The organism is Ruegeria sp. TASC047, from assembly GCF_059612445.1.
In genome coordinates, this window is sequence record NZ_JBXWQP010000036.1 from 1 (window position 1) to 14,467 (window position 14,467).

The window sequence follows — 14,467 nt, forward strand, 5'->3', positions numbered from 1 at the left end:
AGGATCGCGCCGTCCATCTGAGCGGCACCGGTGATCATGTTCTTGACGTAGTCAGCGTGGCCGGGGCAGTCGACATGCGCATAGTGGCGCGCGTCGGTCTCGTATTCCACGTGCGCGGTCGAGATGGTGATGCCGCGGGCTTTCTCTTCCGGCGCGCCGTCAATCTGGTCATACGCCTTGAAGTCACCAAAATACTTGGTGATTGCTGCGGTCAGCGTCGTCTTGCCGTGGTCAACATGCCCAATCGTGCCGATGTTGACGTGCGGCTTATTACGCTCAAACTTTTCCTTTGCCATGATGGCCTCCTTTTTCTGTAATGAAGGGAGCCCCGGAACGGCGCTCCCTCAAATCGTCGCTTATGCGTATTTCGCCTGGATCTCGTCCGAGATGTTCTGCGGAACCGGATCGTAGTGGTCGAACTGCATGGTGAACTGGGCGCGGCCCGACGACATCGAACGCAGGGTGTTGATGTAGCCGAACATGTTCGCCAGCGGAACAAACGCATCTATCGCGATCGCGTTGCCGCGCGGTTCCTGACCAGACACCTGGCCCCGACGCGAGGTCAGGTCGCCGATGATACCGCCGGTATATTCTTCCGGGGTGATCACTTCGACCTTCATGATCGGTTCCAGCAGCTTCGCGCCAGCTTTGCGCATGCCTTCACGCATACACATACGGGCCGCGATTTCGAACGCCAGAACGCTCGAGTCAACGTCGTGGAACTTACCGTCCAGCAGGGCAACCTTGAAGTCGATCACAGGGAAGCCAGCCAGAGGGCCGCTGTCCATGACCGAGTTGATGCCTTTTTCAACACCGGGGATGTATTCCTTCGGAACGGCACCACCAACGATGCGACTTTCGAACGAGTAACCTTCGCCCGCCTCGGTGGGCTGGATCTCCAGCTTGACTTCGGCGAACTGACCCGAACCACCCGACTGTTTCTTGTGGGTGTAGGTGTGTTCGACCGGCATCGAGATGGTTTCACGATAAGCCACCTGAGGCGCACCGATGTTGGCTTCGACCTTGAACTCGCGCTTGAGACGGTCCACCAGGATGTCCAGGTGAAGTTCGCCCATGCCCTTCATGATGGTCTGACCCGATTCCAGGTCGGTTTCCACGCGGAAGGACGGGTCTTCGGCGGCCAGACGGGCCAGACCCTGAGACATCTTTTCCTGGTCGCCCTTGGTTTTGGGCTCGACCGCGATCTCGATCACCGGATCGGGGAAGGTCATGGTTTCCAGAACCACCGGATCCTTCGCATCGCACAGAGTGTCACCGGTGGTGGTGTCTTTCAGACCCGCCAGCGCGATGATGTCGCCTGCAAACGCTTCTTCGATCTCTTCCCGGTTGTTGGAGTGCATCATCATCATACGACCGATGCGCTCTTTCTTGCCTTTGGTCGAGTTCAGGATCGAGTCACCCTTGTTCATGGTGCCCGAGTAGATCCGGGTGAAGGTCAGCGAACCGACGAAGGGGTCGTTCATGATTTTGAACGCCAGACCCGAGAAGGCCATGCCGTCATCGGCACGACGTGCGATGTTACGAACTTCTTCCTCGTCGCCGGGTTTGAAGCCCATGTAATCAACAACGTCCAGCGGGCTGGGCAGATAGTCGATCACAGCATTGAGCAACGGCTGAACGCCTTTGTTCTTGAACGCCGAGCCTCCCAGAACGGGTACGAAATGCAGCGCCAGCGTGCCTTTGCGCAGCAGTTTGCGCAGGGTCGGAACGTCGGGCTCTTCGCCTTCCAGATAGGCCATCATCGCGTCGTCGTCTTCTTCGACGGCCGCTTCGATCATCTTGCCGCGCCATTCGTCAGCCATGTCTTTCAGGCTGTCGCGGATCGGAGCTTTGACCCAGCTTGCACCAAGGTCTTCGCCCTGCCACAGCCACTCTTCCATGGTGACCAGATCAACCAGGCCTTCCAGCTCGGTTTCGGCACCGATCGGAATACCAACCGGAACAGCGCGTGCGCCGGTGCGGTCTTCGATCATGCGAACGCAGTTGAAGAAGTCTGCGCCGATCTTGTCCATCTTGTTGACGAAAACCATACGCGGAACCTTGTAGCGGTCAGCCTGACGCCACACGGTTTCGGTCTGGGGTTCAACACCGGCGTTTGCGTCGAGAACGCAGACGGCACCGTCGAGAACCGCCAGCGAGCGTTCGACTTCGATGGTGAAGTCAACGTGGCCGGGGGTGTCGATGATGTTCAGGCGGTGCTTGGGGGTATCGGCGGTCTGACCGTCTTCGGTGCGTTCCCAGAAGGTGGTGGTCGCAGCCGAAGTGATGGTGATGCCGCGTTCCTGCTCCTGCTCCATCCAGTCCATGGTGGCTGCACCATCGTGCACCTCACCGATGTTGTGGGATTTACCAGTGTAATACAGGATACGCTCCGAGCAGGTGGTCTTACCTGCGTCGATGTGCGCCATGATACCGAAGTTACGGTATAGTTCGAGCGGATATTCGCGTGCCATTTGGATAAGCCTCTGGGATTACCAACGGTAATGGCTGAAGGCTTTGTTCGCCTCGGCCATCTTGTGGGTGTCTTCGCGCTTCTTCACGGCGGTACCGCGGGACTGTACAGCGTCCAGCAGTTCACCGGCGAGGCGTTCTTCCATGGTGTTTTCATTGCGGCCGCGCGCAGCGGTGATCAGCCAGCGGATGGCCAGTGCTTCGCGGCGCTCGGGGCGGACTTCGACCGGAACCTGATAGGTTGCACCACCGACCCGGCGCGAGCGAACCTCGACCGACGGTTTGATGTTGTCGAGTGCTTCGTGGAACACTTCGACGGGCGCGCGCTTGATCTTGTTCTCAACGCGGTCGAAGGCGTTGTAGACGATGCGCTCGGCGACCGACTTCTTGCCGTCGATCATCAGGTTGTTCATGAATTTGGTCAGAACCTTATCGCCAAACTTGGCGTCAGGCAGGACTTCGCGTTTTTCGGCGGCGTGACGACGTGACATATCAGCCTCTCCTTCTTACTTGGGACGCTTCGCGCCGTATTTCGAACGGCGTTGCTTACGGTCTTTGACGCCCTGAGTATCCAGAACACCGCGCAGGATGTGGTAACGCACACCGGGAAGGTCTTTCACACGGCCGCCACGGATCAGAACAACCGAGTGTTCCTGAAGGTTGTGGCTTTCACCGGGGATGTACGAGATGACCTCGAACCCGTTGGTCAGGCGCACCTTGGCAACCTTACGCATAGCCGAGTTCGGTTTCTTCGGTGTGGTGGTGTAAACACGTGTGCAGACGCCGCGTTTCTGCGGGCACTGCTCCAGGTGCATGGACTTCGAGCGTTTTACTTTGGGCTGCCGCGGTTTGCGGATCAGCTGTTGAATAGTTGGCATTCCGGTTTCTTCCCCGTTTTGCAACACATGACATGCACGCAGCTGGCGTGCGGCTAACTTCGCTGCGCTTATGCGTCCACAAGCGCAAAACCCACGAGCGTTCCCATTCCGAGGTGAACGTCGCGGTTGTTTCTCAGAGGGCGCGAACTGCAAAATTGTCCGGGCCTTGACCAGCTCATTACTGGAATCGGCTATGGGGCGGCCCCCGGCACCGAGATGACGCGCGTAATAGGGGGAGTCGGCCCGAGTGTCAACAGCACGATACCGGTTGCCCGGCAATAGGCTGATCCGGGCCATGCCGATGTGGGTGCGCGGGCTCAACCGGGTTCATAAAACCGCCCTGCACCAGAAGCGCCAATACCGAACCAAGCCCGCAACCGGAGGCCGGATCTCGCCTTCGGATAACCAGTGTTCAGAGCCTTGTCACGCTGGTTCACGCCGCTTCCCGACGCGCGCGTTCCCGGAACAGCGTGAACAGTCCGGCGGCCACGATCAAAGTTGCACCCAGCATGGTCAAACCGTCAGGCCATTCATCGAATACGGCCCAACCCAACCCCAGGGCCCAGATCAGGCTGGAATAACGAAACGGCGCGATGAACCCGACATCGCCCTGACGCATGACCATGACGCTGAACAGATAGCCCATCAGGACGAACACGGCCGCCGCCGCAACCAGAGAACCCGCCGCGCCGGAAACCGGAACCCATCCTTCGAACACCGAAGCAATCGCTGCGGCCACGGTGATGGAAAGAGACGTCGCCAGCGTCACCACCATTGACGGAACCTGGGGCGACATGCGTCGCGTCACCAGATCGCGAACCGTGATCGAAGCCACTGCGATCAGCGCGTAGATGGAATACAGGCTGAAGCCGTCAGGACCGGGTCTGACGATCAAAACCATGCCACCAAAACCAATGGCAATCGCCAATATGCGCCGCCAGCCGACCTGTTCGGAGAAGACCAGCGCCGCGCCCAGCGTCACGGTCAGGGGCAGCGCCTGCAGAATGGCCGTCACATTGGCAAGCGGCATGTTCTTGAGCGCTGTCAGAAAAAAGAAGGTGGCCGACAGTTCGGCCAGACTGCGCAGCGCAACCAGCAACCGGTCGTGGTTTGAGAAATTGAGGTGCAGCGCCCCCAGATAACGGGCAAGACCGTAGACAAGGAAAACGGCCAGGACGCCCCGCATGGCCACCAGTTGGAACAATGGCAGATCCCGAAGCGCGACCTTGACCAAAGTGTCGTTCAGGGTGAAGGCCGCCATGCTGCCCATCATCAGCAAGGCACCTTTGGTGTTTGGGTTCATGTCAGATTTGGCCCTGCGCAGAGTGATCGGGCCATTGGCCCAATCGGACAGCCGCCTGTCAACGCATCAAATCAGATCAGCGCAAGAATTACGCTCCGACGCGTTGGGAGCGGGCCGAAAACGCCTTCTGAGCCCCTATCAGAGACCAGAGACCCGACCGCCTCCGATACCTTCCACAGCCACTCCGGCGCTGAGCGTGTGCGTTGCGATCAACCCGCCGGACATGTCCAGAACGCCAAGCTGGTTGCCGTTCTGAAGCGCAACATAAAGCTCGCGGCGTTTGGAATTGATGCCAAGGCCAAAGCGTTCGATCTGCACCGCTGCGCCGACCGATGGATTGGTCGCCCGGATTGTCCTAAGCACCGTGCCGTTCAAATCCACCTCGGCGATCAGGCGATTGCGGATGAACAGCACATAAAGCGTGCCGGTCGTTTCATCAAAGGCCAGCCCGCCAATCGGCCCCTGTGGCTGGCTGAGGGTTATGTTGCGCACAAATTGCCCGTCGCGGGTCAGTTCCGCGATCATCACCCCGTTCGGATGGTCGAGGAACAAATGCCCGTCGCTTCCCCGAATGGCCAACCCGCATTCCTTGATGGGAAACTCGTCAGGTGTGATGCCACCGCATCCGGCCGGAACCCGCTGTGCCGCAAAGGTACGCAGGACACGGCCATTTCGGTCCAACTCCTGTAGTTGGGTGCCGGGAAGATTGCGCAGGAAGATCCGCCGTCGCGGCTCATCATAAGCCAACCCGACGATCGAGGCGGAGATCGGGATCAGGCGCGTCGTGCCGTTCGGGATCACGATCTCACGCGATGGCTGGCCCGGTGGCATCCCCACATAGGCATAATCCGTGCAGGCGGCCATCAGGCCCAGACCAAAAACCGAAAATACGCGCGACAACTTTGTGACAGTTCTCATCATTCACCCCCGTCACCTGTGTGAATTCAAGGCGGATGGTAGCACAGTTTAGGCTAAATCAGAAAAACCCTGCTGTTATTGCGGGTCTCATACGACAAGCGCGATATGCCAGTGGTCCGGAACCGCCCAAAGCGTCGCGCGCGTTTCAACCCTGCAAAAACGAAAGGCCCCGCGAAATCGCGGGGCCTTCCTTAACTTGTCAATCGGGCGATTACTCGCGGCTTTCGGGTGTTTCCACCAGAACGTCCAGCTCATCCCCGACCAGATCATCATCCATGATCGGCGCAGCCAGGGCAGCGGCCGCTTCGGCCTCTTCCCGGCGGGCTTCGATCACCACATTGTCGCGCGACTGGGCGATGTGGCGGACGGCCTGCGTGGCCCCACCGGTACCAGCGGGGATCAGGCGACCAACGATGACGTTCTCTTTCAGGCCGACCAGCTTGTCCTTTTTGCCCTGCACGGACGCTTCGGTCAGTACGCGGGTGGTTTCCTGGAACGACGCCGCCGAGATGAACGAACGCGTCTGCAACGAAGCCTTGGTGATCCCCAGAAGGATCGGCTCGCCCTGTGCCGGACGACCACCGCGGGCGATGGTCTTTTCGTTGGCTGCGTCGAACTCCTGCTTATCGACATGTTCGCCTTTCAGCAGGGTGGTGTCGCCTGAATCCAGGATCTCCCACTTCTGCAGCATCTGGCGCACGATGACTTCGATGTGCTTGTCGTTGATCTTCACGCCTTGCAGACGATACACATCCTGCACTTCGTCGATCATGTAGTTCGCCAGCGCCTCGACACCCATGATGGACAGGATGTCATGCGGGGCCGGGTTACCGTCCATGATGTAGTCGCCCTTCTGTACGAAGTCGCCTTCGACAACAGGGATGTGCTTGCCCTTGGGTACCATGTACTCGATGGGTTCCAGCGACTCGTCAGCCGGTTCGATGCTGATGCGGCGCTTGTTCTTGTAGTCGCGGCCAAAGCGCACGTAACCATCGGCTTCTGCGATGATCGCGTGATCTTTCGGACGGCGGGCTTCGAACAGTTCGGCCACACGCGGCAGACCACCGGTGATGTCTTTGGTCTTGGCACCTTCACGCGGAATACGCGCAACAACGTCACCGGCTTCGATCTTCTGGCCATCTTCGACCGACAGGATTGCATCCACCGACATCGGATAGTGAACCGGGTTGCCCGCATCGTTGCGGACCGGTTCGCCATCGTCACCGACCAGAATGATCTCGGGCTTGAGGTCGCTGCCACGGGGGGCGGCGCGCCAGTCGATCACGATCTTCTGGGTCATGCCGGTTGCTTCGTCGGTCTCGTCACGGACGGCAAGGCCCGAAACCAGATCGACGTATTTGGTGGTACCGGCTTTCTCGGCGATGATCGGCAAGGTGTAGGGATCCCATTCGAACAGCTTGTCGCCGCGGGCCACCTTGGTGCCTTCCTTGACGAGCAGCTTGGAGCCATAGCCCAGCTTGTGGCTGGCGCGCTCTTCGCCGTGATCGTCCTTGATCACCAGCTTCATGTTCCGGCCCATGACAAGGCTTTCGCCTGCGGCATTGACCAGGATCTGCGGGTTCTCGAAGGATACGACACCAGCCTGGCTGGCTTCCTGGAACGACTGCTGACCACCTTGCGCAACACCACCGATGTGGAAGGTCCGCATCGTCAGCTGTGTACCGGGTTCACCGATGGACTGGGCGGCGATGATGCCGACAGCCTCACCCGTGTTCACCATGGTACCGCGAGCAAGGTCACGACCGTAGCAGGTGGCACAGACGCCTTCCTCGGACTCGCAGGTCAGAGGTGAGCGGATGCGGGTCGACTGAACGCCCGCTTCGTCGATGGTGTCTGCCATACGTTCGTCGATCAGCTGACCAGCCGCAACAAGCACCTCATCCGTACCCGGACGCAGGATATCGTCAGCCGCCACACGGCCCAGAATACGCTCGGCCAGCGAGGCGACAACCTCACCATCGTTCACCGCAGCTTCGGCCGTGATTGCGCGTTCGGTGCCGCAGTCGATCTCGCGAACGATGCAGTCCTGCGCCACGTCCACCAGACGACGGGTCAGGTAACCCGAGTTCGCCGTCTTCAGAGCGGTATCCGACAGACCCTTACGGGCACCGTGGGTCGAGTTGAAGTATTCAAGAACGGTCAGACCTTCCTTGAAGTTCGAGATGATCGGCGTCTCGATGATGTCACCGTTCGGCTTGGCCATCAGGCCGCGCATACCGCCCAACTGTTTCATCTGAGTGACCGAGCCCCGCGCACCGGAGTGGGCCATCATGTAGACCGAGTTCGGTTCCATGTCAGACCCGTCTTCGGCCTTGGCGACGTTCGAGATGGTGCTCATCATCGCCTCGGTCACACGGTCGTTACACTTCGACCAGGCATCGACAACCTTGTTGTACTTTTCACCCTGAGTGATCAGGCCGTCCATGTACTGCTGTTCGAAGTCTTTCACCTGATCGCGGGTGTCATCAACGATGCCCCACTTGTCGTCTGGAATGACCATGTCGTCCTTGCCGAACGAGATGCCCGCCCTGAACGCTTCTTTGAAGCCCATCGACATGATCTGGTCACAGAAGATAACCGACTCTTTCTGACCGCAGTAGCGGTACACGGTGTCGATCACCTGCTGCACTTCTTTCTTCCGCAGCAGGCGGTTGACCAGATCGAACGGCGCCTTGTTGTTCATCGGCAGCAGGGCACCCAGACGCAAACGGCCCGGAGTGGTTTCATAGCGCTTCTGAACTTCGTTGCCTTCTTCGTCGATCTGCGTGATCCGCGCGGTGATTTTGGTGTGCAGATGCACCTCACCCGCGTCCAGCGCGTGCTGAACTTCGTCGATCGAACCAAAGACCTTGCCTTCGCCCGGCATGCCGGCACGTTCCAACGACACATAGTACAGGCCCAGGATCATGTCCTGCGACGGAACGATGATCGGCGCGCCGTTTGCAGGCGACAGAACGTTGTTCGTCGACATCATCAGAACGCGGGCTTCCAGCTGTGCCTCAAGGCTCAGCGGGACGTGAACGGCCATCTGGTCGCCGTCGAAGTCGGCGTTGAAGGCCGAGCAGACCAGCGGGTGCAGCTGGATGGCCTTACCTTCGATCAGAACCGGCTCGAACGCCTGAATGCCAAGACGGTGCAGTGTCGGCGCCCGGTTCAGCATGACAGGGTGTTCGCGGATCACCTCGTCGAGGATGTCCCACACTTCGGGACGCTCTTTCTCGACCAGTTTCTTCGCCTGCTTCACGGTCGAAGACAGACCCTTGGCTTCAAGGCGCGAGTAGATGAACGGCTTGAACAGCTCCAGCGCCATCTTCTTGGGCAGACCACACTGGTGCAGCTTGAGTTCCGGACCGGTCACAATGACCGAACGGCCCGAGAAGTCGACGCGCTTACCCAGAAGGTTCTGACGGAAGCGACCCTGCTTGCCTTTCAGCATGTCCGACAACGATTTCAGCGGACGCTTGTTGGCGCCGGTGATCACGCGGCCACGACGGCCGTTGTCAAACAGAGCATCCACGGATTCCTGCAGCATCCGCTTTTCGTTGCGGACGATGATGTCAGGTGCGCGCAGTTCGATCAGGCGCTTCAGGCGGTTGTTCCGGTTGATGACGCGGCGATACAGATCGTTCAGATCCGAAGTCGCGAAACGGCCACCATCCAGCGGAACCAGCGGACGCAGTTCCGGCGGAATGACCGGGATCACGGTCATCACCATCCATTCAGGCCGGTTGCCCGACTCGAGGAAGGATTCAACAACCTTCAGACGCTTGATGATCTTCTTGGGCTTCAGTTCACCGGTTGCTTCGGCCAGATCAGCGCGCAACTGCTCGGCTTCGGCTTCCAGATCGATCTGGGCAAGCATCTCGCGGATGGCTTCGGCACCGATATTGGCGGTGAACGCGTCCATGCCATAGGCATCCTGCGCGTCCATGTACTCTTCTTCGGTCAGCATCTGGCCGTAGGTCAGGTCGGTCAGACCGGGCTCGATGACGACGTAGTTTTCAAAGTACAGAACGCGTTCCAGATCGCGCAGCGTCATGTCCAGCATCAGACCGATGCGGGACGGCAGCGATTTCAGGAACCAGATATGCGCAACGGGTGCTGCCAGTTCGATGTGGCCCATACGCTCACGGCGGACTTTCTGCAGGGTGACTTCCACACCGCATTTCTCGCAGACAACGCCGCGATACTTCATCCGCTTATATTTGCCGCACAGACATTCGTAATCTTTGATCGGGCCAAAGATACGCGCGCAGAACAGACCGTCACGTTCGGGCTTGAACGTCCGGTAGTTGATGGTTTCGGGTTTCTTGATCTCGCCATAGGACCAAGACAGGATCCGCTCGGGCGACGCCAGCGAGACTTTGATTTCGTCAAAGACCTTCGGGGGCGTCAGCGGGTTGAACGGGTTGTTGGTGATTTCCTGGTTCATCTCTTTACCTCAGAGTTAGAGGGTGCGGGGGTCACGCAAAGCCGGGCTGAAGCCCGGCCTACGCCGGATCAGATGGTAGGCCGGGCTTCAGCCCGGCATCCCTTCGTCACTCATCGACCTCCGCATCCAGGAGTTCCATATTCAGGCCGAGGCCGCGGACTTCTTTCACCAGAACGTTGAACGATTCCGGTACGCCCGCTTCAAAGTTGTCCTCGCCCTTGACGATCGACTCATAGACCTTGGTCCGGCCGGCGACGTCATCCGATTTCACGGTGAGCATCTCCTGCAGGGTGTAGGCGGCGCCGTAAGCTTCCAGAGCCCAGACTTCCATCTCACCAAAGCGCTGACCACCGAACTGCGCCTTACCGCCCAGCGGCTGCTGGGTAACCAGGCTGTAGGGCCCGGTCGAACGCGCGTGGATCTTGTCGTCCACCAGGTGGTGCAGTTTCAGCAGGTACTTGATGCCCACGGTCACCCGACGCGCAAATTGCTCACCGGTACGACCGTCGAACAGAACCGACTGACCGCTTTCCGAGAAGCCCGCACGCACCAGTGCGTCGTTGACGTCAGCCTCTTTGGCACCGTCAAAGACCGGGGTTGCGATCGGAACACCGCGGGTCACGTTGCCCGCTGCCTCAATCAGCGTTTCCTCGTCCATGCCAGTGATGCCTTCTTCGTAGACATCTTCGCCATAGGCCAGCTTCATCGCCTCGCGCACCGGGGTCAGGTCGCCGGAACGGCGGTATTCACCCAGTGCCTCATCGATGTTCAGACCCAGACCGCGCGCGGCCCAACCCATGTGGGTTTCAAGGATCTGACCGACGTTCATACGCGAAGGCACACCCAGCGGGTTCAGACAGAAGTCGACCGGGGTCCCATCGGCCAGGAACGGCATGTCTTCCATTGGAACAACCTTGGAGATCACACCTTTGTTCCCGTGACGACCGGCCATCTTGTCGCCCGGCTGCAGCTTACGCTTCACGGCGATGAAGACTTTGACCATCTTCATCACACCCGGCGGCAGGTCGTCGCCACGGCGGACCTTCTCGACCTTGTCTTCGAAACGGGCATCCAGAGCGCGCTTCTGCACTTCGTACTGCTCGTTCAGGGCCTCGACGATCTGTGCGTCCTGCTCGTCTTCCAGCGCCAGCTGCCACCATTGACCACGGGTCAGGGTGTCCAGCAGATCCTCGGTGATCACCGACCCTGCCTTGACACCTTTCGGGCCTTTGACAGCGGTTTTACCCAGGATCAGACCTTGCAGACGCGCATAGATGTTGCGGTCAAGGATCGCCAGCTCGTCGTCCCGGTCACGGGCCAGACGTTCGACTTCCTCACGCTCGATCTGCAGCGCACGCTCGTCTTTCTCGACGCCGTGACGGTTGAAGACGCGAACCTCGACGACCGTACCGTAGTCGCCCGGCTTCACGCGCAGCGAGGTGTCGCGCACGTCAGATGCTTTTTCACCAAAGATGGCGCGCAGCAGCTTTTCTTCCGGGGTCATCGGGCTTTCGCCCTTCGGAGTGATCTTGCCGACCAGAATATCGCCCGGCTCAACATCCGCGCCGATGTAAACGATGCCCGCCTCGTCGAGGTTGCGCAGCGCTTCTTCACCGACGTTGGGGATGTCGCGGGTGATCTCTTCCGGGCCCAGCTTGGTGTCTCGGGCGGCGACTTCGAATTCCTCGATATGGACCGAGGTAAAGACGTCATCACGCGCGATACGTTCCGAGATCAGGATCGAGTCTTCGTAGTTGTAACCGTTCCACGGCATGAACGCGACGACCACGTTCTTACCAAGGGCCAGTTCACCCATATCGGTCGACGGACCGTCGGCAATGACCTCGCCCTTCTGGACGGTGTCACCCACCTTGATCAGCGGACGCTGGTTGATGCAGGTGTTCTGGTTCGAACGCTGGAACTTACGCAGACGATAGATGTCAACGCCAGCGTCACCCAGTTCCAGATCCTCGGTGGCGCGGATAACGATACGCTGGGCATCGACCTGGTCGATGATACCGGCGCGTTTCGCCTGAATCGCAGCACCCGAGTCGATCGCGACCTTCTCCTCGATCCCGGTACCGACCAGCGGTGCCTCGGCCCGCAGCAGCGGAACCGCCTGACGTTGCATGTTCGAGCCCATCAGAGCGCGGTTGGCGTCGTCATTTTCAAGGAACGGAATCAGCGATGCCGCGACCGAAACCAGCTGTTTCGGCGACACGTCGATCAGGTCCACATTCTCGCGCGGGGCAAGGGTGTAGTCGCCTGCCTGACGGGTCGAAACCAGATCGTTGATGAACTTGCCGTTCTTATCCAGCGTCGCGTTCGCCTGCGCCACGGTGTGACGCATTTCCTCGGTCGCGGACATGTAGTGAACCTCATCGGTCACCTCGGCGTCCTTGACGACGCGGTAAGGTGTTTCGATGAAGCCATACTTGTTCACGCGGGCGAAGGTGGCCAGCGAGTTGATCAGACCGATGTTCGGGCCTTCCGGCGTTTCAATCGGGCACATCCGGCCATAGTGGGTCGGGTGTACGTCGCGCACTTCAAAGCCCGCACGCTCACGCGTCAGACCACCGGGGCCAAGCGCCGAAAGACGGCGTTTGTGGGTGACTTCCGACAGCGGGTTGGTCTGGTCCATGAACTGCGACAGCTGCGACGAGCCGAAGAATTCACGCACAGCAGCAGCAGCCGGTTTCGCGTTGATCAGGTCCTGCGGCATGACGGTGTCGATCTCGACCGACGACATACGCTCTTTGATCGCGCGCTCCATGCGCAGCAGACCGACGCGGTACTGGTTTTCCATCAGTTCACCGACCGAACGCACACGACGGTTGCCGAGGTGGTCGATATCGTCCACGTCGCCTTTGCCGTCGCGCAGTTCGACCAGAGCCTTGACGCAGGCCACGATGTCTTCGCGGCGCAGGGTACGCAGGGTATCCGGCGCGTCCAGAGCCAGGCGCATGTTCATCTTCACGCGGCCAACGGCGGACAGGTCATACCGCTCGCTGTCGAAGAACAGGGTGTCGAACAGGGCCGACGCCGCCTCGACGGTGGGCGGTTCACCCGGACGCATGACGCGGTAGATATCCATGAGCGCGCTTTCGCGGTTCATGTTCTTGTCCTGCGCCATGGTGTTGCGCATGTAGGGTCCGACATTGACGTTATCGATGTCGAGAACCGGAATATCGGTGATGCCCGCGTCGATCAGTTCCTTCGCGGTACCGCCGATCAGGTCGCCATCCTTGTCATATTCCAGCGTCAGTTCGTCACCGGCTTCGACATAGATCGCGCCGTTTTCTTCGTTGATGATATCCTTGGCGACAAACTTGCCAACGATGTGATCGAACGGAACCAGCAGTTCTGTGACGGTGCCCTCGTCGATCAGCTTTTTGACCGCGCGCGGGGTGACTTTCTTGCCTGCCTCGGCAATCACCTCACCTGATTTCGCGTCGATCAGGTCATAGGTCGGACGGGTGCCGCGAACACGCTCGGGGAAGAACGGCGTGACCCAGCCCTTCTTCTTGTCCAGCTTGTAGGACACAGTTTTGTAATACGCGTCCATGATCGCTTCCTGATCCAGACCCAGCGCATATAGCAGGGTTGTCACAGGCAGTTTGCGGCGGCGGTCGATACGGGCGAACACGATATCCTTGGCGTCGAACTCGAAGTCCAGCCAGCTGCCGCGATACGGGATGATGCGGCAGGCAAACAGCAGCTTGCCCGAGGAATGGGTTTTACCCTTGTCGTGGTCAAAGAACACACCGGGCGAGCGGTGCATCTGGGAGACGATCACGCGCTCGGTGCCGTTGACGACAAAGGTGCCGTTCGGGGTCATCAGGGGCATGTCGCCCATGAAGACATCCTGTTCCTTGATGTCCTTTACCGATTTCGCGCCAGTGTCCTCATCAACATCAAACACGATCAGGCGCAGGGTAACCTTCAGCGGTGCGCTGTAGGTCATGTCGCGCTGCATGCACTCTTCGACGTCGTATTTGGGTTTCTCCAGATCGTATTTCACGAACTCCAAAACAGAGGTTTCGTTGAAATCCTTGATCGGGAAAACCGATTGGAACACGCCTTTGATGCCTTCGCCGTCTGTGGGCTGTTCTGCATCGCCGGAGCGCAGGAAAAGATCATAAGAAGATTTCTGTACCTCAATGAGGTTCGGCATCTCCAGTACTTCGCGGATTTTGCCGTAATATTTACGAAGACGTTTCTGGCCAAGGAACGTTTGAGCCATGTCAGATGTCACCTTTCGATGTTCTCAGCGGGCAAAGACACCGTCGGGCCCCGGCATCTTGCACAATCGAGACAACACGTCCGGATCAATTCGTGGCCACCGTCCCGAAGGCGGCCTCCCGATCCGAAAACCGTGTCTTAGAAAACGCCCCATTCCGTGAGGCCCTTTCTAAGACAGGTTCGGCTGGACCCGGATTTCTC

Annotated in this window: 8 protein-coding genes; all 8 read right to left on the minus strand. The window is 59.2% G+C overall.

Annotated features, from left to right (window positions below; all coding sequences use genetic code 11):
- A partial coding sequence (locus AC2FLO_RS14240; protein ID WP_496754534.1) for a GTP-binding protein occupies positions 1-296 on the minus strand: 296 nt, incomplete at its 3' end.
- 60 nt (positions 297-356) lie between these two features.
- Positions 357-2,474 carry an elongation factor G gene (fusA, locus tag AC2FLO_RS14245; protein ID WP_209507797.1) on the minus strand — a complete coding sequence of 706 codons (2,118 nt, stop codon included), beginning with the start codon at positions 2,472-2,474 and terminating at the stop codon, positions 357-359.
- 18 nt (positions 2,475-2,492) lie between these two features.
- Positions 2,493-2,963: a 30S ribosomal protein S7 gene (gene rpsG / locus AC2FLO_RS14250; protein ID WP_039529242.1), complete on the minus strand. Its 471-nt coding sequence runs from the start codon at positions 2,961-2,963 to the stop codon at positions 2,493-2,495.
- Positions 2,964-2,978: 15 nt separating this feature from the next.
- Entirely contained in the window at positions 2,979-3,350 is a 372-nt protein-coding gene (rpsL, locus tag AC2FLO_RS14255) for a 30S ribosomal protein S12 (RefSeq protein ID WP_005621086.1), read from the minus strand.
- Between the two features lie 433 nt (positions 3,351-3,783).
- On the minus strand, positions 3,784-4,653 hold the full coding sequence (locus tag AC2FLO_RS14260) for a DMT family transporter (RefSeq protein ID WP_480484704.1): 870 nt from the start codon (positions 4,651-4,653) through the stop codon (positions 3,784-3,786).
- Positions 4,654-4,791: 138 nt separating this feature from the next.
- Complete coding sequence (locus AC2FLO_RS14265) at positions 4,792-5,571, minus strand: hypothetical protein (protein ID WP_496754536.1); 780 nt, start codon at positions 5,569-5,571, stop codon at positions 4,792-4,794.
- Positions 5,572-5,782: 211 nt separating this feature from the next.
- Positions 5,783-10,024 (minus strand): DNA-directed RNA polymerase subunit beta', encoded by a 4,242-nt coding sequence (gene rpoC / locus AC2FLO_RS14270; protein ID WP_496754538.1) that lies wholly within the window; start codon positions 10,022-10,024, stop codon positions 5,783-5,785.
- Between the two features lie 106 nt (positions 10,025-10,130).
- Positions 10,131-14,267 carry a DNA-directed RNA polymerase subunit beta gene (gene rpoB / locus AC2FLO_RS14275; protein WP_496811708.1) on the minus strand — a complete coding sequence of 1,379 codons (4,137 nt, stop codon included), beginning with the start codon at positions 14,265-14,267 and terminating at the stop codon, positions 10,131-10,133.
- Positions 14,268-14,467 lie beyond the last annotated feature (200 nt).